Raw genomic sequence first — 24,881 nt, 5'->3', positions numbered from 1 at the left:
CTGCGGGCGGTCCGTGAGCCTCCTCAGGCTTCGCCTTGCGGGGTCTCACCTGTCCCTTCCTCCCGCGGGCGTCTGCGCGCCTTCCACTACAATCAACTAGGTGGTTTCATTTATTGAAGGGCTATGAAAAGCAATCTAACTGTGTTAACTGAATAAGCATTGCGTATTGATTATGTGATTTTCAGCTGTGAATTGGAGCAAATGGCGTAGACTCCAGCGGGGGAGTAACGGTAGCTTGAGACCCCACAGGCGAAGCCGAGGAGGCTCAAGCACCGTCCCGCGGAAAGGAACAGCGGTCGACTACCCACAAACAAATACACCATACTAATAAAACGGACTATTTTTCTTGACCTTATTAACAAATTGTTACATAAAGTAAACAAACACCCATCCATCAAGAGTGCATAACTTATAAAGAAGAAACCATAGGAGGGTGCTCAAGAAAGAAATCCATAATTTTTACAAGCTTTTTTGCGATAAATAGGCATTTGGCGATGCATGTATGTTAACTGCCGCATAAGATGTGTATGAGGATATCACTGGTTGAGCTGTGGGATTGGATTATTTAGTCTTTTTTATCATGCTGGAGTAAAAATGGCCCCTTTTACTTCAGCTTTTTTTGTTGTTTTATTTCATGTATATCTTATGCTATAATGTTTCACGGAAAAGGAGAGATGAGGATGTCACCTGCATTAATGAAGATGTGGATTTCATTTGTAGCAATGGGGTTCATGTTTATATCCGTTTTAACGGTTTATTTTACTAGATTCAAGGTAAATAACACCATTATCAGAGGTATTTTGAATACGGTTGCTTTTTTATTGATAGTGTTTGCCGGATTAATTATTTTTTATGTAGTATTCAGCGGTCCTGTGCCAGAGCAATAATGATGAAGGAAGGAATAATTTATGAAATTAAATAGGTTCTTCCTACTAGTAGGAATAATGGTGGTAAGCAGCGTTCTTTCTGGATGTTTATACCCTCAAGATCGTCTAAAGCAAAACCAAATCCCTTATCAGGATCAACTAGAAGCGGTGCAGTCCTCAGTAGAGCAGTACCAAGAGGCAACGGGAGGCTTGTTACCAATAAAAGACAGGGATATGGAGACTCCTATCTATCAGAAGTATCCAATCGACTTTAATAAACTCTCCCCGCGATACATGCAAGATCCTCCTGGGACAGCGTATGAGAGTGGCGGAGTCTATCTTTATGTCCTTGTAAATGTTGAAGAAGACCCACAAGTGAAGCTGATTGATCTCCGCGTGGCTGAACAGATACGTGATATTAATATTAGGATTGATATGTACAAGCGCTCCAATAATGGATATGCCCCGATCAAAGAAGTAATAAATGATCAGGCTTTCAAAGTGGATTGGGAAAAACTCGGATATTCTTCAGAGCCTTTTGCCGAAAGTCCGATTTCCGGTAAAAATCTGCCGTTTGTTTTAAATAGCGCTGGACAAGCTCAATTAGATTATTCTATCGATTTGTATGATTTTCTTCAAGAGCATGATCATGACTACAAACCAGGGGATGATATCCGTGACATCATAGTGGAACATTCCGTGTTTGTACCTGCATTTTCGCTAGCTTACACGATAGATGAGAACAATGAGCCGGTCTTTTTAAATAAAGAATAGAATAGTTGTCATGAACCCTTTTTTAGAGAATACATTCTAAAGAAGGGTTTTTTGTTTTATACACATAGAACTTAATTCCCCACTAATTCTTGAATATTAACCATATATAAAAATAAAGAGGGAAACGGGATAAATTTTCTATTAAAGTAGTCATATTTAATTAGGACAACATCATACACATATAGTGTCATAGATTATATCCTTACTAGAAAATGAAAATCCCAAGATAAATGTCGGGAGGGAATCACTTGGAAAAAGTAGATATTTTCAAAGATATCGCTGAACGTACGGGCGGCGATATATATTTAGGGGTCGTAGGAGCTGTTCGTACAGGGAAATCAACATTCATCAAAAGGTTCATGGAGTTAGTGGTTCTGCCGAATATAGGAAACGAGTCCGATAAAGCTCGTGCTCAAGATGAGTTGCCACAAAGTGCAGCAGGAAAAACGATCATGACGACAGAGCCTAAATTCGTTCCTAACCAGGCAGTAAAGGTTAAAGTGGATGAAGGCCTTGATGTGAATATTCGACTTGTGGATTGTGTGGGCTATACAGTCCCAGGTGCTAAAGGGTATGAGGATGAAAATGGACCAAGAATGATTAATACACCTTGGTATGATGAGCCAATCCCATTCCATGAAGCAGCAGAGATCGGTACAAGAAAAGTAATTCAAGAGCATTCTACGATTGGTGTTGTTATCGCGACAGATGGCTCCATTGGAGAAATTCCTCGCAGAGATTATATTGAAGCAGAGGAAAGAGTGGTGGAAGAGTTAAAAGAAGTTGGGAAACCATTTATTATGGTAATCAACACTGTTCAACCGCATCACCCTGAAACAGAATCTCTAAAGCGTGAGCTCAGTGAAAAATATGATATCCCAGTAATTGCAATGAGTGTGGAAAGCATGAGGGAATCTGATGTTTACAATGTGTTAAGAGAAGCATTGTTTGAATTCCCGGTACTTGAAGTGAATGTTAATCTTCCAAGCTGGGTGATGGTCCTTAAAGATAACCACTGGCTGCGTGAAAGCTACCAAGAAGCAGTGAAAGACACAGTGAAGGACATCAAGCGGCTTCGTGACGTAGACAGAGTGGTGGGTCATTTCAGTGAATATGAATTCATCGACAGGGCTGGTCTTGCCGGAATTGAAATGGGGCAGGGGATCGCGGAAATAGACCTATATGCTCCAGACGACCTCTATGACCACATTCTCAAAGAAGTAGTGGGAGTAGAGATTCGAGGAAAAGATCACTTGCTGCAGTTGATGCAAGACTTTGCTTATGCAAAAGCAGAATACGATCAAGTCTCCGACGCATTGAAAATGGTGAAACAGACGGGATACGGCATTGCCTCTCCTGCTCTTACAGATATGAGCCTTGAGGAACCAGAGATTATCCGCCAAGGATCACGCTTTGGGGTCAGATTAAAGGCTGTAGCTCCATCCATTCACATGATCAAGGTGGATGTGGAAAGTGAATTCGCACCGATTATCGGGACCGAAAAACAAAGCGAGGAACTTGTCCGCTACCTGATGCAAGACTTTGAGGATGACCCGCTATCTATCTGGAATTCTGACATCTTCGGACGATCCTTGAGTTCCATTGTAAGAGAAGGAATTCATGCAAAAATATCCTTAATGCCTGAAAACGCAAGATATAAACTAAAAGAAACACTAGAGAGAATCATCAACGAAGGCTCTGGCGGCCTGATCGCGATAATTCTATAAGACTTCTGTAGAAAATGTTTAAAAGCTTTCCAACTGTGGAAATAACACAGATGGGAAGCTTGTTTTGTGTATTAAGACAGAGGAACGCTTGATATCAAAGCATTCATGTGTTAATCTACAAACAGAAAATCTTCTCTGAAATGGTGAAATATTCCTCTAGAAGCACTTTTTTGTGAGAAATTTGTTGAAATCTAGTGTTTAATGGGTTAATATAAGCCTAGTTACAAGATTAAGCGATTCTAGCATGTATAGAATCAATCAAAATTGTGAACAAATGTTAGTACTAAAGGCTTTTGCTAGACTAAAATTCTATTTTGGTTTAGAATAGCGATAACTCCTTTGGGAGGAGGTGAATGGCATGAACAAGACAGATCTAATCAATGCAGTTGCTGAAGCGAGTGAACTTTCCAAAAAAGACGCTACTAAAGCAGTTGATGCTGTTTTCGATACAATTCTTGACGCACTTAAAAACGGTGACAAAGTACAATTAATCGGTTTTGGTAACTTTGAAGTACGTGAGCGTGCTGCGCGTAAAGGTCGTAACCCACAAACTGGGGAAGAGATCGAAATCGCTGCAAGCAAAGTACCAGCTTTCAAACCTGGTAAAGCACTTAAGGATGCTGTGAAATAATTGACAGCTACATAGTCAAATGAATGTCATCTTAAAGAGGCGCATAGTTTGCGCCTCTTTATTTTTGCTTTTTTAAAAAAACTTATGCTAGAATCACATTACAGCTATTTAAGGGTAATGTAGGAGGATAAATATATGACAGAAGTAAATAAGGCGCAAATAGAAGAAGCAGTAAGAATGATTTTGGAAGCAATCGGAGAAGATCCTAACCGTGAAGGGCTTCTAGATACACCAAAACGTGTAGCAAAGATGTACACGGAAGTTTTCGCAGGCTTAAATGAGGATCCTAAAGAACACTTTAAGACAGTATTCGGGGAAGCGCATGAAGAATTGGTACTTGTCAAAGATATCTCTTTCTTCTCTATGTGTGAACATCATTTGGTTCCTTTCTTCGGAAAAGCCCACGTGGCATACATACCTAAAGGCGGAAAAGTTACTGGTCTAAGTAAACTTGCCCGTGCAGTGGAGGCGGTTGCAAAACGACCACAACTCCAAGAAAGAATTACATCTACTATAGCGGAGTCCATTGTAGAGTCCCTTGATCCGCATGGTGTTATGGTAGTAGTCGAAGCGGAGCACATGTGCATGACTATGCGCGGAGTAAAAAAACCTGGTGCATTGACCATAACATCTGCAGTCCGCGGCGTGCTGGAAAATGATCCTGCAGCAAGAGCCGAAGTTTTATCTTTCATAAAGGGATAAGCCATCACTGTAAACTAAAAGGAGGATTGTCATGAGTCAATCAAACTCGAACGATTTTATTGTAATTAAAGCGAAGGAAGATGGCGTAAGTGTCATTGGACTTACACGCGGAACCGACACAAGGTTCCATCATTCCGAAAAGCTTGACAGAGGAGAAGTCATGATTGCCCAGTTCACAGAACATACCTCCGCGATTAAGATAAGAGGCAAAGCGCTCATTCAATCTTCCCATGGAGAAATGGAAACAGACTGACGTACATTTTCCTACTAAATAAAGTTATTATATGTACGGAGTAAGAAAGCAGATGAATAAATATTTCTCTGCTTTTCTTATTATCTATTCAATAGCGGGTTAAACTAAAGAAAGATAGCCCATTTTAACAATATGCTCCACTAATGTGCTATAATTAACTTTGTCTATTTTAGTTCGACTCTATCGTCTGTGTTATCTTTTGGGATAACGGGCGGCAGTCAAGAAAAGGGAACAAGGGTGGTCTTTAGTGAGTCATATACATATATCTATTATAAAAGAGAAACTACATAATCTGATTACACATCCATATTTAATACAACATATTGAATACCCGGCTATTGATGAGGATAAGTTATTGTTGCTATATTCCGTCTTGGAGTCCATTGATTTACCTGATGAAACAAAAGAAAAATACATATTATCGACCATGCTTGTTCAGATCGCCCTTGATACCCATGATATGGTGACAAATGCGAAATCGGATCAATTGAAAGACGGCAATGCCCAAAGTCAACAACTGACCGTTTTGGCAGGGGATTATTATAGCGGCCTTTATTACAGCCTATTGGCAGATGTAAATGATATTTCCATGATAAAGACACTGGCTCATTCCATAAAACAAATTAATGAGCACAAAATTGCCTATTATCACAAAGAGCTTGAAGGAATTGAACCATTAATGGACAGTCTTGGGAAAATTGAATCTTCACTTATACAGTCCGTTTCTGCCTTTTTCTCCGACTCGCTTCTTAAAGACTTAAGCGGAAACTTTCTTTTATTAAAGCGCTTAATTCAGGAACGCAAACATTTCTGTCAGGAAAGATCTACCTTCCTTTTTGATACGTTGCGAAGAATTGCTTTCTCTAAAGGAGAAAAGGATGTCGCATCAAAAGAACAGGAAACATATATGTTATACCTGATTGACCGATATATAGATCATATCAAACAAAAGATTGAACAATTGACGCACTCCATTCCAACCATGAACAAACTATTGGAAGCAAGAATACAAGAACTTTTCTATGAAATTCCATTTTCATCAAAAAAGTATGCGGAAGAAGGGTAATCCATGCAACATCCATCCAAAGAAGAGCGTGTCCATACCGTTTTTGAAAAAATATATAAAAATTATGACAAAATGAATTCTGTCATCAGCTTCCAACGTCATGTAGCATGGCGTAAAGACACGATGAAAAGAATGAATGTGGCCGATGGCGCTAAAGCATTGGACGTTTGCTGCGGGACAGCGGACTGGACCATTTCAATGGCAGAGGCAGTTGGCCATAATGGGAAAGTGGTAGGCCTGGACTTTAGTGAAAACATGCTTTCTATCGGAAAGGAAAAAGTCAAAGGCCTTGGAATGAACAACATTGAATTGATTCATGGAAATGCGATGGCACTCCCGTTTGAAGACAACACCTTTGATTATGTCACGATAGGTTTCGGTTTGCGAAATGTACCTGATTACTTCCAAGTGTTAAAGGAGATGTACAGGGTAGTCAAACCAGGAGGAAAGGTTGTTTGTCTGGAAACATCACAACCGACCATGCCGGGTTTCCGCCAAGTCTATTTTCTATACTTCCAATACGTAATGCCGTTGCTTGGAAAGGTTTTCGCTAAAAGCTATAATGAGTACGCGTGGTTACATGAATCGGCTAAGGACTTTCCGGGAATGAAAGAACTAAAAATGATGTATGAAAAAGTAGGTTTCCGACCAGTAGAGGTAAAGGCTTATACAGGTGGAGTTGCTGCCATGCATTTAGGAGTTAAACCTAGAAAATAGTTTGTAAAGGTGACCTACATGAAATTAAAGATGATGTATTCCTTTTTAAATAACGATTTGCAAATAATTGAAAACGAATTAGAAGCTACAATCCAAACAGAACGTGCCCTGTTGCAAGAGGCGTCATTGCACTTGCTTCAGGCTGGCGGAAAAAGGATTCGGCCGGTATTTGTCCTGTTGGCTGCAAAACTGGGAACGTACGACATTCATAAGGTCAAGAACGTCGCAGTTGCCCTTGAACTCATGCATATGGCATCACTAGTGCATGATGATGTCATTGATGATGCCGAATTAAGGCGCGGTAAGTCCACTATTAAAGCAAAGTGGGACAACCGTATCGCGATGTACACAGGCGATTATATTTTTGCCAGATCCCTTGAAATGATGACCAAAGTGGATGATATCGAAGCTCACCGTATCCTGTCCAATACGCTTGTCGAACTCTGTAAAGGGGAAATCGAACAGATCCGGGATAAATATAATTATGATCAAAACCTGCGGACATACTTGCGAAGAATCAAGAGGAAAACCGCCATCCTTATTGCAGTCAGTTGTCAGCTGGGTGCCATCACTTCTGGTGTCCCCGCTTCTGTTCATCAAAGCCTTTACTGGTTTGGTTATTATGTCGGAATGTCCTTCCAAATTACAGATGATATTCTAGACTTTACTTCCACCGAAGAACAACTGGGAAAGCCTGCCGGAAGCGATCTTCTGCAAGGGAATATTACGTTGCCTGTCCTCTATGCGATGGAATCGCCTACATTGAACGAAAAGATTCGTACTATTCATGAACACAGCGGTTCGGAGGAAATAAAGGAAATCATTGAGTTAATCAAGAAATCAGATGCTATTGACCGTTCCTTTGCATTAAGTGACCGTTATTTGGAAAAAGCCTTCAAGGAGCTTGCCAACCTTCCTAACGGAATTGCTAAACGCACCTTCAACAACGTGGCAAAGTATATTGGAAAACGTAAATATTAGGCCCAATTACGTGAACTTTGTAAAATATTACGATAATTCTCCATCTTCTGTTGCGAAACTGTAAAAACCGTGATATATTTTGGTAGGTTAGGGTTTACCTAATCTTACATATTCGTAATGGGGTGGAGAAATTATTATGGAAAAAACATTTTTAATGGTAAAGCCTGATGGCGTACAACGTAATCTTGTTGGTGAAATCGTTTCTCGTTTTGAAAAAAAAGGTTTCCAACTTGTTGGTGCAAAATTAATGCAAATTCCAACTGAATTGGCAGAAGAGCACTACGGTGAACATAAAGAGCGTCCTTTCTTCGGAGAACTTGTAGAATTCATCACTTCTGGTCCTGTATTCGCAATGGTTTGGCAAGGCGAAAATGTAATCGCTACCGCGCGCCACATGATGGGTGCTACAAACCCTAAAGATGCAGCTCCTGGAACAATCCGTGGCGAGTACGGAGTTATCGTTGGCAAGAATATCATTCACGGTTCTGATTCTTCCGAGAGTGCAGAACGCGAAATCGGTCTTTTCTTTAAAGGCGAAGGTCTTGTTGAATACAAAAGAGACGTAAACAACTGGATCTACTAATACTTACGATAAATTGAAAACGCTTTATCTAAGGCACCCTTCTCAGTTTGAGAGGGGTGTTTTTGTTTGAAAAATCCTTCCCATCTTTCATCTCTAATCAGCTATACTGAAATTACAGATATAGAGAGAAAGTAGATGAATAGCATGAGGGACGATTACAATCAGTTTATTGAACAAATAAAGAGGAAAACAGGTATTGACCTGGCTTTGTATAAAGAAGGGCAGATGAAAAGAAGGCTGACCTCACTCTACGAAAAAAAGGGACTGAAGAATTTTAATGAATATTACCAACTGCTCGATAAAAATCGCGAGGAACTTTTCGAATTTCTCGATCGAATGACCATAAATGTTTCGGAGTTTTATCGCAATTACAAGCGTTGGGAAATCTTAGAGAAGAAAATCCTACCTGAAATGATAAAAGAAAATATAAGTCTAAAAGTGTGGAGTGCTGCATGTTCGACTGGAGAGGAGCCATATACACTCTCTATGGTCCTTAGTAATTTCCTGCCAACAAATAATATCAGAGTGAAAGCGACCGATATTGACTCAAATGTTATTGCAAGGGCAAAGCTAGCAACATACCAGGAAAGGTCGCTACAAGAAGTTCCCGTGGGAGTCAAAAATAAGTATTTCACTAAACAAGATAGTTTCTATAAGGTCAAAGATGAAATAAAGAATACCGTAATTTTTAAAAGACTTAATTTACTCTCTGATCCGTTTGAAACTGGACACGATTTGATTGTCTGTCGAAACGTTCTCATTTATTTTACAGAAGAAGCGAAGGAGCAACTTTACCACAAGTTTAGTAACTCGCTTAAAAAGGGCGGTATTCTATTTGTTGGAAGTACCGAACAAATTTTCCAGCCTGCAAAGTACGGATTTGAAGTGGTCGACACCTTTTTTTACAGGAAAGTATAAACGTATGGTTGCCGCTGGATATCTATATGCCCGAACAGCAATGAGAAATGCTTAAACTGTCTAATAGAACGGTTCTTTGTGCCCGAACAGCAATGAGAAATGCTTAAACTGTCTAATAGAACGGTTCTTTGTGCCCGAACAGCAATGAGAAATGCCTAAACTGTCTAATAGAACGGTTCTTTATGCCCGAACAGCAATGAGAAATGCCTAAACTGTCTAATAGAACGGTTCTATACTCCCAAAAATCAATGAGAAATGCCCAAACTGTCTAATAGAACCGCTCTATACGCCCGAACAGCAACGAGAAATGCCTAAACTGTCTAATAGAACGGTTCTATACGCCTGAACAGCAACGAGGTATGCCCAAACTGTCTTATAAAACCGCTCTATACGCCCGAACAGCAATGAAAAATGCCCAAATTGTCCAATAGAACCAGTCTATACGCCCGAACAGCAACGTAAAAAGCGCATATTGTCTAATAGAAAAGTTATAAACCATGCAATCTGCCCCCATTTCCCCAACAACCTGCTTTTTTTTACTAGAACAATCCGATACACTTGTGTTATAGTATTACATAATTAATTTCACTTACACGCTTAAAAGCTTTAAAGAGATAAAGGAGAGGCTGATGACGATGAGATATTTGACTGCTGGCGAGTCGCATGGACCGCAATTGACAACCATTTTGGAAGGTGTCCCAGCTGGGCTGCCACTGACTGTCGAGGATATTAATGAGGATCTTGCAAGAAGACAGAAGGGGCATGGCCGTGGCAGAAGAATGCAAATAGAAAAGGATACCGTAAATATTCTAAGTGGAGTTCGTCATGGTCAAACATTAGGTTCTCCCATAACCTTGGCGGTTACAAATGATGATTGGAAACATTGGACGAAAATTATGGGGATAGAGCCCCTTTCCCAAGAAGACCAAGAAGAGGTTAAGCGCAAGGTGACAAAGCCTCGACCAGGACACGCAGATTTAAATGGTGCCATTAAGTATGGACACCGTGATATGAGGAACGTTTTGGAACGTTCTTCCGCCCGTGAAACAACCGTCAGGGTAGCAGCAGGTGCTGTTGCAAGAAAGTTCCTTGCTGAACTGGGTATCAAGGTAGCGGGCCATGTAACGGAAATAGGAGGCGTGAAAGCAGAGCCCCAATCTATTACAAGCCTAGATGACTTAAAAGCGCAAACAGAAGCTTCTCCTGTTCGTTGCTACGATAAAGCAAAAGAGCAAGCGATGATGGATGCGATTGATACAGCCAAGGAGAACGGTGATTCTATTGGCGGGATTGTCGAGGTCATTGTAGAAGGAGTTCCTGCTGGAGTGGGAAGTTACGTACATTATGATCGAAAATTAGATGCAAAGGTTGCAGCGTCGATTATGAGCATCAATGCGTTTAAGGGAGTCGAGTTTGGCGTTGGATTCCAAGCAGCCAGCCTACCTGGCAGTAGAGTGCACGATGAGATTGCCTGGAGCGAAGAAAGAGGCTATTACCGACTTTCCAATAACCTTGGTGGTTTTGAGGGCGGTATGACAACTGGTATGCCGATTGTCGTAAGAGGGGTCATGAAACCAATTCCAACCCTATATAAACCGTTGCAAAGCGTCGATATTGATACAAAGGAACCGTTCCAGGCAAGCATTGAACGTTCTGACAGTTGTGCAGTACCAGCAGCAAGTGTTGTTGCCGAAGCAGTGGTTGCGTGGGAAATTGCTCAAGCTATCGTACAACAATTCGGACAGGATCGAATGGATCTTATTAAGGAAAATGTCCAAAGGATGCGAGATAATGCCGCAAAATTCTAATTGGAAACAGGTTACCGTTCAGACTTCCTCAAAGGACTATCCCGTATTTTTGGGAAAAGGGGCGATAGAACAACTGCCGCAGTTACTTGGTTCTTTTCAAAAGAAACCAAGTAAAGTGCTAATTGTGACAGATGACATTGTTGCAAACTTATACCTATCAGAAATAGTTTCAAGTCTTGCTCCATCTTTCTCTGTCCTTACTTTTGTACTTCCAAATGGGGAAGAAGCCAAGTCATTTGAAAACTATCATGCTATCCAGACATATGCGCTTGAAAATGGCTTGGATCGCCATTCCGTCATCATTGCGCTTGGTGGTGGTGTAGTTGGCGATATTGCTGGGTTTGTTGCCTCTACTTTTATGAGGGGTATTAAGTTTATTCAAGTCCCAACTACACTGCTCGCACATGACAGTGCAGTTGGCGGAAAGGTCGCCATCAATCATCCACTCGGGAAAAATATGATTGGTTCCTTTTATCAACCAGAAGCAGTCATTTATGACGTGGATTTCTTAAACAGTTTGCCAGATAGTGAGATTCGCTCAGGCTTTGCGGAAGTGGTCAAGCACTCCCTTATCTGGGACAGAGAGTTCCATCAATGGATAAATAGCAATATACATTATCTAAACGATCTTACAGAAGACCGACTTCTTGTATGCTTGGAAAACGGTATTAAAATCAAAGCGGAAGTCGTGTCAAATGATGAAAAAGAGACAGGTCTGCGTGCGATTTTAAATTTTGGCCATACCCTTGGTCATGCCCTTGAGGCGGCTTATGGGTATGGAAAAATTACACATGGTGATGGGGTGGCTCTTGGGATGCTTTTTGCAACAAGGTTAAGTGAAAAGCTGAATCCAGAGCTGCAGCTTAGCCATAACTTGTCTGAGGCTTGGAAACGTTACGGTTTTCCAACCAAGGTTCAATCTACTGTATCCCCACAACAACTGTTATCTTGGATGAAAAAAGACAAGAAAACACAAAACAGTCATATACATATGGTATTGATTCAATCAGTAGGACGTGTGGAAGTGCGGTCGGTACCAGATGAGCTTATTTTAGAAACTTTACAAGAATTTTATTAAAAAAGTTATTAGATTATTAACAAAGGGGGAATTCGGTGATCCGTGGAGTAAGAGGCGCAACGACCATATTGGAGAATGCGGAAAATGAAATCATTAGTAAGACAGAAGAATTATTACAAAATATGATCGAAGCAAACAACATTGTTGCAGAAGATGTCGCGCAAGTGTTAATCTCCGTGACGGCAGATATCACGGCATGTTTCCCGGCCAAGGCGCTGCGTAACCTTGAAGGGTGGGATTATGTTCCAGTCATGTGTACGAAGGAAATCGCTGTACCCAACTCACTTTCTTCCTGTGTCAGGATCATGATGACAGTGAACACAGAAGTATCCCAAAAAGACATCCGCCACATTTATCTGCATGAAGCGGTCAGTCTCAGGCCAGATCTTGCAAAAACATTATCGGTTGACAATTAGCAATCTTCTATCATATAGTACTTACAAGCAAGTAAACAGTTTAGAGATCAGTGTAGAGAATTAAGTTGAGGGCTATAGAGCCAAGCAGTTTTACCAATTGAATTTTAAATGAGCCGAGTTGAGAAGAGAATAGCTGAGAATGAGTCGAGATGAGCTGAGGTTAGAATGTATTCTATATATCTACCCAAAGACTATCCTCTGTCTTTGGGTTTTTGTTTTTTTCCTCATTCTGTAACACCTCGTTACAAAACTCATTCTCCATTTCTTGAAAATGGAGGAGATCTAATGCAACAGTTTGCAGAGTTCCTACATGCAAGCAAACAATTTAAAACCATTCCCATTATCGAAAGTTTTTTTGAAGACACATTAACACCAGTTTCCATCTTCCAAGCGTTAAGAAAAGAAGCGGTTTATCTTTTAGAGAGCAAAGAGCCAAATTCTGCTTGGGCAAGATATTCCTTTATTGGATTGAATCCTTTTATGAAAATTACAGCAGAGGGTACCACCATTTCTTTACGAGATGAAAAGAGCAACAATGTCCTCTATCAATCTAAAGAATTGAATGAAGTCATTCAACATGCCAATAGATTGTTGCAAGTAAAGCAGCTGGAAAAAAAGATAGGATTTACTGGTGGAGCAGTTGGCTATTTAAGTTATGATTTTATCCCTACGATCGAAAAAGTGCCGATGCATCCTTCTTATGCCGGTGAACACACTGCAAATCTATTCTATTGTGAGGATATCGTGGTATGTGACCATAAGGAGAATGAATTGCATTTTATTCATTACATCCGCTTAGATGGAGAAGAGGATGAAAAAGAGCTAAAGAAGAGATTTACTCAGGCTAAACAATCGATCCTTGCCAAAGTCTCTTTAATTAGAAGGCGGGGAGAAAACGACGGGCTTGTGGAAGTGAACACAGAAAAAGAAGAACTGCCGGTTCAGTCCAATTACACAAAAGAAAGATTTATTGAACAGGTAGAAAAGATAAAAAAATATATCCAGACAGGGGATATTTTCCAATGCGTTCTATCCCAGCGTTTTGAATTAGAAGCGGATATTGAAGGCTTTGATGTATATCGAGTACTAAGAAGGCAAAATCCATCACCATATTTGTTTTATCTGAAATATGACGAGATGGAATTGATAGGAAGTTCACCGGAGAGGTTAATACAAATTCAAGATAGAAAATTAGAGATCCACCCGATTGCCGGTACGAGAAAAAGAGGGAAAACAGAAGAGGCGGACCAGAAATTAGCCCAAGATCTAATGCAAGATGAAAAAGAACAGGCGGAACATTATATGCTTGTAGATCTTGCAAGAAACGATTTAGGAAGGGTCGCATCCTATGGATCTGTTCATACGCCTGTGATGAAAGAGCTTGTATATTTTTCGAGAGTCATGCATCTGATTTCCATCGTAAAAGCAGAGCTGGCACCAAATTATACACCTGTAGAAGCATTGCTTGCGGCTTTCCCGGCTGGTACGGTTTCAGGTGCACCAAAGGTAAGAGCAATGCAGATCCTGCAAGAGCTTGAGCCGACGGTGAGAAACACATACGCAGGCGCCATTTGTTATATCGGTTTTGACGGGAATATTGATTCGTGTATTACCATCAGGACCATCCAAAAGCGTGGGAATAGCTTTTATGTCCAGGCAGGTGCGGGAGTGGTAGCAGATTCCGTCCCGGAACTAGAGTACAAGGAAACGATTAATAAAGCTTCGGCATTAATTGAAACAATCCAGCTAGCAAATAAGTATTTTGCAAAAAAGACAGGAGGGTCATGCAGCTATGTTTAAAGCCTATTTAACCAAACTTATAGATGGCGCAAACCTTACGACGGATGAAGCAGAAAGTGCGATGGATTTGATGATGAAAGGGGAAGTGACATCCAGTCAGATTGCAAGTTTTATTTCTATTCTAAGATTTCGTGGGGAGACTTCAGAAGAAATGTTGGGATTCACCAAAGCGATGCGAGGTCATATGAAACCGATAACCTATGAGCATCCCCATCTAATAGATACATGCGGTACAGGGGGGGATGGAGCATCTACTTTCAATATTTCTACCGCCTCTGCGATCGTAGCAGCTAGTGGCGGCGCAAAAGTAGCCAAACATGGAAATCGTGCAGTATCCTCCTCCAGTGGAAGTGCAGATGTATTGGAGCAATTACAGCTTCCTGTCCAACAAACTCTAGAAGAAGCTACTGAAAATCTCCAAGTCAATGGAATGAGCTTTCTTTTTGCTCCTATCTATCATGAGGCAATGAAGCATGCCGTCGCTCCGAGAAAGGAAATTGGATTCCGGACTATTTTCAATCTGCTTGGTCCGCTTGCCAATCCTGTTCGGTGCAAAAAGCAGGTAATCGGGGTGTTTTCATCGGATTATGCCTTTAAAATGGCCGAAGTGTTGAATGAACTCGGTTCACAACATGTATTGATAGTAGCGGGAGAGGACGGATTGGATGAAATTACTATCAATGCCAACACGCATGTAGTGGAAGTGAAAAACGGTAACATATCCTCTTATACCATAGCGCCAGAGGACTTTGGATTTGAACGGGGCAGACTTGAGGACATTCAAGTATCTAACAGTTTACAGAGTTCCCATCTTATCAAACATATCTTTCAAAATAAAGGTAACGAAAGTGCACGAAACATTGTTTGTTTAAATGCTGGTGCAGCTCTCTATGTATCAGGAATTACCGAAACCATCCACAAGGGTGTAGAACTTGCCTCACAACTGATTGAAGCAAATAAACCGAACGAACTACTACAGCAACTAAAGAAGGCAGGGGTAAACGAGCATGTTAACTAAAATTGTGGAAACGAAGAAGATGGAAGTGAAGAACTTAACACTCCCTTCACAGAAAGAAGTAGAGCGTTTTTCCTTTTACGATGCGCTGGCTAATCCAAAGCGAGAACTAGGTGTGATTGCTGAAATGAAGAAAGCCTCTCCGTCCAAAGGAATTTTAAAAGAAAGCTTCGCACCGATAGACATTGGAGCGGAGTATGAAAAAGTCGGCGTGGACGCGATTTCGGTGCTCACGGACCAGACTTATTTTAAAGGATCAAAACATGATTTGATGATGGTAAAGGAAACAACAAGCCTACCTGTTTTAAGAAAAGATTTTATTATTGATCCAATTCAGGTCGAAGAAAGTGCGCGTATTGGAGCAGATGCAATTTTATTGATTGCTGAAATCCTTTCTGACAGAAAGCTAGCCTTGTTGTATAAACAAGCAATAGACTTAGGTTTGGATGTACTGGTGGAGGTGCACAGCTTGGATAGGCTCACTCAACTCCTCCAAACAATCACGCCAAAAATAATCGGAGTCAATAATAGAAATCTTGCAACCTTTGAAACAGACATTCAAACTACGAAGGAACTGGCAGCTCATATCCCAAGTTCTTCCTTGCTCGTTAGTGAAAGTGGCATCCTTACAGCAGAAAACCTTCGCCAAGTAAAAGGCTTTGGAGCAAAGGCAGTTCTAGTAGGGGAAGCGTTCATGAAAGATCAGACCCCAGGTACAGGAGTTAGGAGAGTATTTGGAGAGCTTGAGCATGTCTAAAACGAAAATAAAGTTCTGTGGCAACAAAAGTTTGGAAGATTATGAGTCATCCGTACAGAGTGACGCAGATTATATAGGGTTCGTTTTTGCAGAGAGTAAGCGTCAAGTGAAACCAGAATGGGTGGCAAAATGGGTAGCGGACTTGCCGCCAGAGAATAAGCGGCTCGTAGGGATTTTTGTCAATCAAAGCAAAGAGGATATTCTACATGTCATCCGCACGGTCCCGCTTGATGTCATTCAGTGCCATGGAGATGAGGACCTAAATTTTATAAAAGAGTTGAAGGCAGTTTGTGGTGTCGAGATTTGGAAAGTGATTCACCATAAAGATGAAACGAGCATAGAGAAATTAGAATCCTTCCTTGGCTTAGTAGACGGTTTTGTCGTTGATAAAAAGAACGGCTCTCAATACGGTGGAACGGGAACAAGCTTCAACTGGACCCATATACCGCTCTATGACAAACTGTCTACCCTATATGATATTCCATACTTGATTGCAGGCGGAATAAATGAAGATACACTACTAGAATTATTACCTTATGCCCCACAAGGAATCGATCTGTCGAGTGGAATAGAAGAGAATTTTGTCAAAAGCAGAGAAAAAATGAATCTGATAGAAAGAATGGTGAGGGAACATGACAAACGTAAAAACACCAGATAGTTTCGGTAGATTTGGAGAGTTCGGGGGGAAATATGTACCCGAAACATTGATGCTGCCGTTGGAAGAACTTGAACAAGGCCTACTGGACGCCCTTAAAGATCCAACCTTTCTAGAAGACTATCACTATTATTTGAAAGAGTATTCGGGCAGACCTACCGCTTTAACGTATGCTGAGAAACTTACAAGTCGAATTAGCGGAGCGAAAATCTATCTCAAAAGGGAAGATCTGAATCATACAGGTGCCCATAAGATAAATAATGCAATCGGCCAAGCATTGCTTGCAAAACGATTGGGTAAAAAGAAGATTATCGCGGAAACTGGAGCTGGCCAGCATGGGGTAGCAGCCGCAACAGTTGCTGCCAAGTTCGGTCTAGAGTGTAAAGTGTTCATGGGCGAGGAAGATATTGAGCGGCAGGCGTTGAACGTTTTTCGAATGAAGCTTTTAGGAGCGGAAGTCATACCTGCAACAAGCGGCAATAAAACGTTAAAGGATGCGACAAATGAAGCGATTCGCTATTGGGTCCAACATTGTGAAGATCATTTCTATATGATTGGATCCGTTGTTGGTCCACATCCATATCCATATATGGTGAGGGAGTTTCAACGAGTGATCGGAGAAGAATCCAAAAAACAGTTCCAGACAAGAGAAGGCGGTTTGCCTGATAAGATTATAGCCTGTGTGGGCGGAGGTTCCAATGCAATTGGGATGTTTGCCCCGTTTGTGGACGACGATGTGGAACTCATTGGAGTGGAAGCTGCCGGAAAGGGTATCGATACCCCCCTGCACGCTGCAACGTTAACAAAAGGAACAAAGGGAGTCATTCATGGATCCTTGACTTACCTGATCCAAGATGAACACGGCCAAATCATTGAGCCTTATTCCATTTCTGCAGGCCTTGATTACCCAGGTATTGGACCTGAGCATGCATATCTCAAGGACAGCAGCCGAGTAGAATACCAAAGTGTCACAGATGAGGAAGCTTTAGAGGCTCTTCACATTCTGGCAAAAGAAGAAGGGATCATCCCGGCAATTGAGTCGGCACATGCGCTAGCGACAGCTTATAAAGAGGCTGCAAACATGCCAGGGGACAAAACAATACTCGTTTGTTTGTCAGGTCGTGGGGACAAAGACGTTCATACATTAATGAATAGAATGGAGGGGACAGTAGAATGACATCGTATCTAGAAAGATTGCCAAAACATGACAAGCTGTTTATTCCATTTATCATGTCTGGAGACCCTACACCAGAATTGACGATAAAGCTTGCCCTTCTATTAGAAAAAGCAGGGGCCTCTGTACTTGAGCTTGGGGTCCCGTACTCGGATCCGTTAGCAGATGGACCTGTCATCCAGCGTGCTTCCAAGCGGGCTTTGGCACATAAAACGACGATTACGAGCACCATGAAGCTAGCTGGAGAGATGAGAAGAAGAGGACTGAAAATTCCGATCATCCTCTTTACGTATTATAATCCTGTGTTACAATTAGGGGAAGAATCCTTTTTCGCTTTAGCGAAGCAAAATCAGGTCGATGGGCTTCTTATTCCTGACCTTCCTTTTGAAGAGAGCGGACGCATACGAGAGAAATGCACCGAACATGCTATAACGTATATATCTTTAGTAGCACCAACTTCCAAAGAACGGATGAACAGGATCACAGAACATGCTCAAGGATTCCTTTACTGTATTTCGTCACTTGGAGTGACAGGAGTTCGCAAGGAATTTTCCAGTGAGCTCTATGCCTTTCTAGAAGAAGTTAAAAAGAAAAGTAACGTTCCCACTGCTGTTGGATTCGGAATTTCAGAGAGTGAACACATACAAACATTAAAGCCGTATTGCGACGGCTTTGTGGTAGGAAGTGCGCTCATTACAATGATTGAAGAACATGAAAAACAATTTAAAGTTGATGAAGAAAAAACATTGCAGGAATTAAAGCAACAAATAGAGGAGCTTATTTCTCCACTTTTAGCAGAAAGGTGAATGTTGAAGATGGATGTAAAAGAACAATTGCTTAACTTAACCCCGTATCAACCAGGTAAAACAATGGAAGAAGTGAAAAGGGAATTGGGCTTGGAGAAAATCGTCAAACTCGCCTCCAATGAAAACCCTTATGGTTGCTCGCCTTTTGTCAATCAGGCATTGATGGATGAACTCAGCAAGTCTGCCACTTATCCTGATGGATACGCAAGAGATTTGCGAGAAGTGCTTGCAGCTCAAACGGGCGTAGGAGAAAAAGAGCTTATTTTCGGAAATGGTTCTGATGAAGTTATCCAGATTCTTTCCAGAGCACTATTAAAACCAGGTAAGAATACTGTCATGCCAACGCCTTCGTTCCCGCAATACAAACACAATGCCATCATTGAAGGCGCTGAAGTGAGAGAAGTTCCTTTGAAAGATGGCTATCACCAGCTGGATGAAATGCTGAACTCTATCGATGAAAACACAGCAATCGTTTGGTTATGCAGTCCGAATAACCCAACAGGGACTTATATCAATGAAGAACTTCTTCTATCCTTTATTAAAAAAGTACCAAGTCGCACATTAGTAGTGGTAGATGAAGCATACAAGGAATATGTGACAGCAGCGGATTACCCCGAAACAGTGAAGCTGCTTAAGGACTATCCAAACCTTTTGATTACCCGTACTTTCTCGAAAGCATACGGACTTGCAAGTTTCCGGATCGGTTATGGGATCGCAAATGAAAAGCTTATCCGCCTGATCGAACCTGCCAGGGAACCTTTTAATACAAACTCCCTAGCGCAAGTTGCTGCCAAGGCTGCAGTAGGAGACCAATCTTTTATCAAAGAATGTGTATTCAAGAATAAAGAAGGGTTAGAGCAGTATTATTCTTTTTGCGAAGAAATGAAACTAGCCTATTATCCTTCTGAGGGGAATTTCATTTTGATTGATTTCCAAACAGACTCTGATGTATTGTTCCAATATTTAATGAAAAAAGGATATATTGTGAGGTCCGGAAAAGCTTTAGGTTTCCCGACATGCTTACGTATCACAGTCGGAACACAAGAACAAAATGCAGAAATCATCTCTTATTTGAAAGAATATAAAATGAAGCAAGCCATCTAATAGAGAGGAGATATCCTCTCTATTTACATATATATAGACATCAGGCGGTGAAGTGACATGAAAGGGAAAGTGTTGGTGATTGGCCTTGGGCTAATTGGTGGATCGATAGCCCTTGCCATAAAAAAAGAACATCCTAATGCAGATATAATCGGATACGATATTAACACACAGCAGGCAAAATTGGCAAAATCGTTGAAAGTCATTGATGAGTTCTGTGAAGATTATGATACGGAAGCGAAAGATGCAGATTTTATCGTCATCTCTGTACCTGTCATGCAGGCAAACGAAGTGCTAAAACGTTTAAGTGCCATAACATTTACAAAACCACAGGTTGTGATTACCGATGTAGGAAGTACGAAAAATAGCATTACAACTTTAGCGTCTACCCTTTTCCCCCAAGATAATGTTACATTCATAGGGGGACATCCGATGGCGGGGTCCCATAAAAGCGGAGTGATTGCTGCCAAAAGCCATCTTTTCGAAAATGCTTTTTATGTGCTGACTCCATTTAAGGAGGATGCCAATCCAAAAGAGATAGCCTTAACGAAAATGTGGCTTGCTGGAACGAAGGCGAATTTTATTATCATGTCTGCTGCAGAGCACGATTTGGTTGCGGGAGTCATCAGTCATTTCCCTCATGTTGTGGCGGCTGGCCTCGTTCACCAGGCAGAGGAGATGCAATCTATCAATCCGTTTGTTTCAAGACTTGCAGCTGGTGGTTTTAGGGACATAACAAGGATTGCCTCGAGCAACCCGACCATGTGGAAAGACATCTTGATACATAATAAAGAAACCATTCTATCACTGTTAGATAAATGGATGGAACAAATGGAAGTCGTGAGGGACCATTTGTCACAGAATAACGAAGCTTTCTTGCTTGAATATTTCAGCAAGGCAAAAGAGTTCCGTGATGGCCTTCCGGTAAAGTCCAAAGGAGCGATTCCGTCTTTTTACGATTTATATGTGGATGTTCCTGACTACCCTGGTATTATTTCTGAGATAACCGGTATTCTTGCTAAAGAAAAAATAAGCATTACTAATATTCGTATCATGGAAACAAGAGAAGAAATCTATGGGGTGTTGAGACTCAGCTTCCAATCTGAAGATGATCGACAATCTGCAGAAACATGTTTGCGAAAATACACCATGTACGAAACTTATATTGTTTAGTTAGGAGAGAGTGTAATGAAAAAACTTACAAACACTGCAAGTGGGTTAAAAGGCACGATAAAGATCCCGGGAGATAAATCGGTATCTCACCGTTCCGTCATGTTCGGCTCCATGGCTGAAGGCAAAACAACAGTGGAAAATTTTCTTCCAGGTGATGACTGTCTAAGTACTATCAGTTGTTTCACCAAACTTGGCGTGAAAATCGAACAGGACGGATCCGATGTTACAGTATATGGAAACGGAATGAAGGGACTTCGAGAGTCATCAGAAATATTGGATGTTGGAAACTCGGGAACAACGGCAAGGTTGATGATGGGCATTCTCTCCGGCCTGCCTTTTCACTCTGTCCTTATTGGAGACGAGTCTATCGCTAAAAGACCAATGAAGAGGGTTACTGCTCCATTGCGTGACATGGGCGCAAGGATACAAGGAAACCAGGATGGCAATTTCACGCCAATTTCTATTCAAGGTGGAGGCTTAACCGGACTTGATTACGTGTCACCTGTTGCAAGCGCCCAAGTGAAATCCGCCATTCTTTTGGCAGGGTTGCAGGCAGAAGGTGTTACAAGCGTCAAAGAACCATTTAAATCACGTGATCATACGGAGAGAATGTTGCGTGCTTTCGGTGTGGAGGTAATGGAAGAGGAAGGCGGAAAGGTGAGCGTGGCAGGCAATCAAGAGCTGGTTTCCGACTTACATATTGTTGTGCCAGGAGATATCTCTTCTGCTGCCTTTTACCTTGTGGCAGGTGCGGTTGTCCCTGGAAGCAGGATTACACTGGAGAGGGTGGGGTTGAATCCTACTCGTACTGGGATTTTGGAAGTTCTGAAAAATATGGGGGCAAGTCTTTCTTACACTAATGTGGTAGAAGATGGACCGGAGCCTTATGCGGATATTACCATTGAAACATCAGACCTTAAAGGTATTGAAATTGGCGGAGACATCATTCCGCGTTTGATAGATGAAGTGCCCATCATCGCCTTGATGGCGACGCAGGCTGAAGGAACAACGGTAATTAAGGATGCGGAAGAGTTGAAGGTAAAAGAAACAAATCGTATCGATACGGTTGTAAACGAGCTGAAGAAGCTTGGAGCTGACATTGTGGCAACAAAGGACGGTATGATAATTAAGGGCAAGACAAGGTTGTATGGCGGCACCCTGGATAGCTACGGAGATCACCGAATAGGTATGATGGGAGCCATCGCAAGTCTAATTGCGGATGGAGAGACAGTTCTTCATAATGATCAAGCCATCAATGTTTCCTACCCAAGCTTCTTTGAGCATATGGATAGTTTGAGAAGAGGGTAAGTTTCAGCTGAGGGGTCCATAGAAAGGGGTCTCTTTTTGTTGCCAACTGTTGGGGTATATGAAGAGTTTTGGGCGAATGATTACAGCGGTTCGCCCGTAAAATCTTATTTTCGCCCGATTAGCCCTTAGAATCGCCCGTAAATTCAAATTATCGCACGATTTAGCTGAAAATCGCCCGTAAATTCTAAATATCGCCCGAAACCGAAAAGAATACCGGCAGGGTGTATGTCGATCATCTTGCAATCCCAAATTTTTTCATGCAATCATTCACCAAGTACATAGAATATATCCCCTTCCAGTCGCATAGCTTGTCTTAAGACGAATATAAGAGGGGGATGCTATGGAATATATTATAGAAGCTGCTAATGTGGTCAAAAACAAATCAACACTCCTCCATACCAATCTGCTAGTGAAGGACAACAAAATCCATTACATGAAAGACGGCCATTTTAGCAATTCAAGGTCTATGCGGATGGATATATCCCCTTATGTGCTGACACCCGGGCATGTTATGCTTGTCGATAACCTAGAACAAATGCCGTTTCCGCAGTTCAAACAGTTCATCACCGAGAACTATTTAAAAAAAGGCTGTACAACCATTCTCTCTCTCTTTTCCGTTCCACGTGAGAAAGAATTATTGCAAGCATTGAAGAGAGCGAGAACTTTCTTATTGAATAGTCCGGTTGATTATTATTTTGCTGTAAGAATTCCTTTCGATAAACTCACACCCTCTTTCGTAAGACAATGCAGGCGATATAAAATTTCTGCTATATTTTTGCAGATGGATGATACTACAGAACTCTCTTCCGTCCCATGGGGGTGGATAAAAGATGCCTTGTATCAATTTCCGGTCACATTTCTGCCGTGTTGGCAAAATATTTCTCCCTCCAAAAAAACAAGAAAGAAAAAAGAGTGGAAATTTATCATGAAAGAAGAAAAATTGACCCATTCCACCGAGTGCCCAGAACAGGGAAAACCTCTTGATTTGGACCTATTAATGAAAATTGGTATCTATCCATCAAAAGGAGATTTGAGGGTTGGTGGAGAATTAGACTATAATCTCTATTCGTCACCTGAAGGCCATATTATTGAAACTATTGAAAATCTGGATTATGATAGTCATATTCCAGAAGTTACAGTTCAAAAAGGAACGGTTATAAAAGCGGGAGAGGGAATTTTATTTCGTCCAGGATTTGGAAAAGAATGTACAGTAACCATTCCGGGGCATTTTTCACTCTCTGAGATGTGATTGCGGATTTTAAAAATGAAGGGAAGTAGTATTTTGTCTTACACAGTAATTGATCAAGCTCTAGAACTAATAGATAATGGAGAAATAGAAAAAGGACTTTCCTTGCTGAAAGAAAATGAAACAAAGTTAGGTGAAGAAGATCTTTTCCAGACTGCCCAGATTTATCAGCAACTCGGCATGCTCCAAGATGCCAAGGAACTATTTCAGAATCTCCTTTACCAGTTTCCGAATGAATCGGATCTAATCATCTCCTTGGCGGAAGTACACATCGATCTTGATGAAGAGGACGAAGCAATGGGCTTGCTTGAAAATATAGGGCAAGATGATGAAGTCTATATTCAGTCTTTGCTTCTTCTTGCAGACCTTTATCAAGCACAAGGACTATTTGAGGTCAGCGAGCAAAAATTACTTGCCGCAAAAAAACTTGCTCCAAAGGAACCGATCATTAGTCTGGCACTGGGGGAAGTGTATCTGTCACAAGGGGACTACAAAAAAGCCATTCCATATTATGAATCAGTTCTTTCTAATGCAGATGAACTAGATTTCTCCTTAGAAGAAAGACTCGCAGAGTGCTACAGTGCAACAGGGCAATTTGAGGATGCGATGCCTTATTTCGATCAGGCCTTGCAGAAAGAGTTGAAAATTGACGTATTATTTCAATACGGATTTACCGCTTTTCAGGCAGGATTTTTCAAGACCAGTATCGAAAAACTTAATCAAGTAAAAGAAATGGATTATGAATATTCCTCTCTTTACTTATACCTTGCAAAAGCATATGAACACGAAGGATTATTAGAAGACAGCTTGCGTGTTGCCAAAGAAGGATTAGCGGTAAATGAATATAACAAAGAATTGCAGGTTTACGGGGCGAAAGTGGCAATGAAGCAGCAGAATGTGGAAGAGGCAGAAAAGTTACTGAGGGAAGCCATTGCCATTGATCCTGGGTATGTGGAAGCAGCCTTGACTTTAACGAAAATCTTCTTGCAGGAAGAACGTTATGAAGATGTGATAGACTGTCTGAATGAACTCATTAATTTTGGAGAATCCGATCCGCAATATGATTGGGACCTTGCTGTTGCCTACCAAAAAACTGAAAAATATTCTGATGCATTAAATCATTACCGTCAAGCATATACTTCTTTTAAAGATGACAGCAGCTTCCTTTATGATTATGCACACTTCCTATTAGAGGAAGGGAAACGGGAAGAAGCAAAGCCGCTTTTTGAAAAACTAATACAACTAGATCCAACCAACATAGAGTTGCAAGATCTGTATCTAAATTTACAAGAGTAGGGAATATTCTACGCAGAGGAGGGACGATAG

General features: G+C 41.2%; 25 protein-coding genes. All 25 read left to right on the top strand.

The features are described from left to right. Nucleotides 1–680 precede the first annotated feature (680 nt). The 25 genes from LG307_RS12890 to LG307_RS12770 all read left to right on the top strand — a co-directional run bounded on the left by LG307_RS12890 (nucleotide 681) and on the right by LG307_RS12770 (nucleotide 24,851). The gene (locus LG307_RS12890) at nucleotides 681–887 is read left to right on the top strand and encodes a DUF2768 domain-containing protein (protein ID WP_404442522.1); all 207 of its coding nucleotides are present in this window, start codon (nucleotides 681–683) and stop codon (nucleotides 885–887) included. 21 nt (nucleotides 888–908) lie between these two features. Beyond that, entirely contained in the window at nucleotides 909–1,640 is a 732-nt protein-coding gene (locus LG307_RS12885) for a hypothetical protein (protein ID WP_404442519.1), read from the top strand. A gap of 248 nt (nucleotides 1,641–1,888) precedes the next feature. Further along, the gene (gene spoIVA / locus LG307_RS12880) at nucleotides 1,889–3,367 is read left to right on the top strand and encodes a stage IV sporulation protein A (protein WP_404442516.1); all 1,479 of its coding nucleotides are present in this window, start codon (nucleotides 1,889–1,891) and stop codon (nucleotides 3,365–3,367) included. 358 nt (nucleotides 3,368–3,725) lie between these two features. Continuing rightward, nucleotides 3,726–3,998, top strand: a complete 273-nt coding sequence (gene hbs, locus LG307_RS12875; RefSeq protein ID WP_010193643.1) for a non-specific DNA-binding protein Hbs — start codon at nucleotides 3,726–3,728, stop codon at nucleotides 3,996–3,998. A 135-nt stretch (nucleotides 3,999–4,133) separates the two neighbouring features. Beyond that, nucleotides 4,134–4,700, top strand: coding sequence for a GTP cyclohydrolase I FolE (gene folE, locus LG307_RS12870; protein ID WP_404442513.1), 567 nt, complete (start codon nucleotides 4,134–4,136; stop codon nucleotides 4,698–4,700). Nucleotides 4,701–4,731: 31 nt separating this feature from the next. Further along, complete coding sequence (gene mtrB, locus LG307_RS12865; protein WP_404442510.1) at nucleotides 4,732–4,953, top strand: trp RNA-binding attenuation protein MtrB; 222 nt, start codon at nucleotides 4,732–4,734, stop codon at nucleotides 4,951–4,953. A gap of 247 nt (nucleotides 4,954–5,200) precedes the next feature. Then, nucleotides 5,201–6,019 carry a heptaprenyl diphosphate synthase component 1 gene (locus LG307_RS12860; RefSeq protein WP_404442507.1) on the top strand — a complete coding sequence of 273 codons (819 nt, stop codon included), beginning with the start codon at nucleotides 5,201–5,203 and terminating at the stop codon, nucleotides 6,017–6,019. 3 nt (nucleotides 6,020–6,022) lie between these two features. Next, a complete protein-coding gene (locus tag LG307_RS12855; protein WP_404442505.1) occupies nucleotides 6,023–6,736 on the top strand; it encodes a demethylmenaquinone methyltransferase in 714 nt (237 codons plus the stop codon). Nucleotides 6,737–6,754: 18 nt separating this feature from the next. Next, the gene (hepT, locus tag LG307_RS12850) at nucleotides 6,755–7,717 is read left to right on the top strand and encodes a heptaprenyl diphosphate synthase component II (RefSeq protein WP_404442502.1); all 963 of its coding nucleotides are present in this window, start codon (nucleotides 6,755–6,757) and stop codon (nucleotides 7,715–7,717) included. Nucleotides 7,718–7,853: 136 nt separating this feature from the next. Further along, nucleotides 7,854–8,300 (top strand): nucleoside-diphosphate kinase, encoded by a 447-nt coding sequence (gene ndk / locus LG307_RS12845; RefSeq protein ID WP_404442499.1) that lies wholly within the window; start codon nucleotides 7,854–7,856, stop codon nucleotides 8,298–8,300. Nucleotides 8,301–8,435: 135 nt separating this feature from the next. Further along, the gene (locus tag LG307_RS12840) at nucleotides 8,436–9,218 is read left to right on the top strand and encodes a CheR family methyltransferase (RefSeq protein ID WP_404442496.1); all 783 of its coding nucleotides are present in this window, start codon (nucleotides 8,436–8,438) and stop codon (nucleotides 9,216–9,218) included. A 635-nt stretch (nucleotides 9,219–9,853) separates the two neighbouring features. Beyond that, entirely contained in the window at nucleotides 9,854–11,026 is a 1,173-nt protein-coding gene (gene aroC, locus LG307_RS12835; RefSeq protein WP_404450447.1) for a chorismate synthase, read from the top strand. Beyond that, the gene (gene aroB / locus LG307_RS12830) at nucleotides 11,010–12,104 is read left to right on the top strand and encodes a 3-dehydroquinate synthase (RefSeq protein ID WP_404442493.1); all 1,095 of its coding nucleotides are present in this window, start codon (nucleotides 11,010–11,012) and stop codon (nucleotides 12,102–12,104) included. The genes aroC and aroB overlap by 17 nt, the downstream gene beginning before the upstream one ends. A gap of 35 nt (nucleotides 12,105–12,139) precedes the next feature. After that, a complete protein-coding gene (aroH, locus tag LG307_RS12825; RefSeq protein WP_404442490.1) occupies nucleotides 12,140–12,520 on the top strand; it encodes a chorismate mutase in 381 nt (126 codons plus the stop codon). 285 nt (nucleotides 12,521–12,805) lie between these two features. Further along, a complete protein-coding gene (gene trpE, locus LG307_RS12820) occupies nucleotides 12,806–14,320 on the top strand; it encodes an anthranilate synthase component I (RefSeq protein ID WP_404442488.1) in 1,515 nt (504 codons plus the stop codon). Further along, complete coding sequence (gene trpD, locus LG307_RS12815; protein WP_404442485.1) at nucleotides 14,313–15,338, top strand: anthranilate phosphoribosyltransferase; 1,026 nt, start codon at nucleotides 14,313–14,315, stop codon at nucleotides 15,336–15,338. Before trpE ends, trpD begins: the two co-directional genes overlap by 8 nt. Beyond that, the gene (gene trpC / locus LG307_RS12810) at nucleotides 15,328–16,092 is read left to right on the top strand and encodes an indole-3-glycerol phosphate synthase TrpC (RefSeq protein ID WP_404442482.1); all 765 of its coding nucleotides are present in this window, start codon (nucleotides 15,328–15,330) and stop codon (nucleotides 16,090–16,092) included. The genes trpD and trpC overlap by 11 nt, the downstream gene beginning before the upstream one ends. After that, entirely contained in the window at nucleotides 16,085–16,750 is a 666-nt protein-coding gene (locus LG307_RS12805; protein ID WP_404442479.1) for a phosphoribosylanthranilate isomerase, read from the top strand. Before trpC ends, LG307_RS12805 begins: the two co-directional genes overlap by 8 nt. Next, nucleotides 16,725–17,924 (top strand): tryptophan synthase subunit beta, encoded by a 1,200-nt coding sequence (gene trpB, locus LG307_RS12800; protein WP_404442476.1) that lies wholly within the window; start codon nucleotides 16,725–16,727, stop codon nucleotides 17,922–17,924. The genes LG307_RS12805 and trpB overlap by 26 nt, the downstream gene beginning before the upstream one ends. After that, nucleotides 17,921–18,727 carry a tryptophan synthase subunit alpha gene (trpA, locus tag LG307_RS12795; RefSeq protein ID WP_404442474.1) on the top strand — a complete coding sequence of 269 codons (807 nt, stop codon included), beginning with the start codon at nucleotides 17,921–17,923 and terminating at the stop codon, nucleotides 18,725–18,727. Before trpB ends, trpA begins: the two co-directional genes overlap by 4 nt. 9 nt (nucleotides 18,728–18,736) lie before the next feature. After that, a complete protein-coding gene (hisC, locus tag LG307_RS12790; protein WP_404442471.1) occupies nucleotides 18,737–19,831 on the top strand; it encodes a histidinol-phosphate transaminase in 1,095 nt (364 codons plus the stop codon). A 57-nt stretch (nucleotides 19,832–19,888) separates the two neighbouring features. After that, nucleotides 19,889–21,001, top strand: coding sequence for a prephenate dehydrogenase (locus LG307_RS12785; RefSeq protein ID WP_404442469.1), 1,113 nt, complete (start codon nucleotides 19,889–19,891; stop codon nucleotides 20,999–21,001). Nucleotides 21,002–21,016: 15 nt separating this feature from the next. Continuing rightward, nucleotides 21,017–22,309: a 3-phosphoshikimate 1-carboxyvinyltransferase gene (gene aroA, locus LG307_RS12780; protein WP_404442466.1), complete on the top strand. Its 1,293-nt coding sequence runs from the start codon at nucleotides 21,017–21,019 to the stop codon at nucleotides 22,307–22,309. Between the two features lie 340 nt (nucleotides 22,310–22,649). Then, complete coding sequence (locus tag LG307_RS12775; protein ID WP_404442463.1) at nucleotides 22,650–23,558, top strand: hypothetical protein; 909 nt, start codon at nucleotides 22,650–22,652, stop codon at nucleotides 23,556–23,558. A gap of 33 nt (nucleotides 23,559–23,591) precedes the next feature. Continuing rightward, nucleotides 23,592–24,851: a tetratricopeptide repeat protein gene (locus tag LG307_RS12770; RefSeq protein WP_404442460.1), complete on the top strand. Its 1,260-nt coding sequence runs from the start codon at nucleotides 23,592–23,594 to the stop codon at nucleotides 24,849–24,851. Nucleotides 24,852–24,881: the final 30 nt, after the last annotated feature.

It is taken from the genome of Sutcliffiella horikoshii, from assembly GCF_044809035.1.
Lineage (GTDB): Bacteria > Bacillota > Bacilli > Bacillales > Bacillaceae_I > Sutcliffiella_A > Sutcliffiella_A horikoshii_G.
Note: the sequence above shows the minus strand (reverse complement) of the source record. Positions and strands in the feature narration are given on the sequence as shown.

Bases quoted from the DNA above. Each gene is read 5' to 3' on its own strand.
- LG307_RS12890 (WP_404442522.1), top strand. From the start codon at position 681: ATGTCACCTGCATTAATGAAGATGTGGATTTCATTTGTAGCAATGGGG.
- LG307_RS12885 (WP_404442519.1), top strand. From the start codon at position 909: ATGAAATTAAATAGGTTCTTCCTACTAGTAGGAATAATGGTGGTAAGC.
- hbs (WP_010193643.1), top strand. From the start codon at position 3,726: ATGAACAAGACAGATCTAATCAATGCAGTTGCTGAAGCGAGTGAACTT.
- folE (WP_404442513.1), top strand. From the start codon at position 4,134: ATGACAGAAGTAAATAAGGCGCAAATAGAAGAAGCAGTAAGAATGATT.
- mtrB (WP_404442510.1), top strand. From the start codon at position 4,732: ATGAGTCAATCAAACTCGAACGATTTTATTGTAATTAAAGCGAAGGAA.
- LG307_RS12855 (WP_404442505.1), top strand. From the start codon at position 6,023: ATGCAACATCCATCCAAAGAAGAGCGTGTCCATACCGTTTTTGAAAAA.
- hepT (WP_404442502.1), top strand. From the start codon at position 6,755: ATGAAATTAAAGATGATGTATTCCTTTTTAAATAACGATTTGCAAATA.
- ndk (WP_404442499.1), top strand. From the start codon at position 7,854: ATGGAAAAAACATTTTTAATGGTAAAGCCTGATGGCGTACAACGTAAT.
- LG307_RS12840 (WP_404442496.1), top strand. From the start codon at position 8,436: ATGAATAGCATGAGGGACGATTACAATCAGTTTATTGAACAAATAAAG.
- aroC (WP_404450447.1), top strand. From the start codon at position 9,854: ATGAGATATTTGACTGCTGGCGAGTCGCATGGACCGCAATTGACAACC.
- aroB (WP_404442493.1), top strand. From the start codon at position 11,010: ATGCCGCAAAATTCTAATTGGAAACAGGTTACCGTTCAGACTTCCTCA.
- trpE (WP_404442488.1), top strand. From the start codon at position 12,806: ATGCAACAGTTTGCAGAGTTCCTACATGCAAGCAAACAATTTAAAACC.
- trpD (WP_404442485.1), top strand. From the start codon at position 14,313: ATGTTTAAAGCCTATTTAACCAAACTTATAGATGGCGCAAACCTTACG.
- trpC (WP_404442482.1), top strand. From the start codon at position 15,328: ATGTTAACTAAAATTGTGGAAACGAAGAAGATGGAAGTGAAGAACTTA.
- LG307_RS12805 (WP_404442479.1), top strand. From the start codon at position 16,085: ATGTCTAAAACGAAAATAAAGTTCTGTGGCAACAAAAGTTTGGAAGAT.
- trpB (WP_404442476.1), top strand. From the start codon at position 16,725: ATGACAAACGTAAAAACACCAGATAGTTTCGGTAGATTTGGAGAGTTC.
- trpA (WP_404442474.1), top strand. From the start codon at position 17,921: ATGACATCGTATCTAGAAAGATTGCCAAAACATGACAAGCTGTTTATT.
- hisC (WP_404442471.1), top strand. From the start codon at position 18,737: ATGGATGTAAAAGAACAATTGCTTAACTTAACCCCGTATCAACCAGGT.
- LG307_RS12785 (WP_404442469.1), top strand. From the start codon at position 19,889: ATGAAAGGGAAAGTGTTGGTGATTGGCCTTGGGCTAATTGGTGGATCG.
- aroA (WP_404442466.1), top strand. From the start codon at position 21,017: ATGAAAAAACTTACAAACACTGCAAGTGGGTTAAAAGGCACGATAAAG.
- LG307_RS12775 (WP_404442463.1), top strand. From the start codon at position 22,650: ATGGAATATATTATAGAAGCTGCTAATGTGGTCAAAAACAAATCAACA.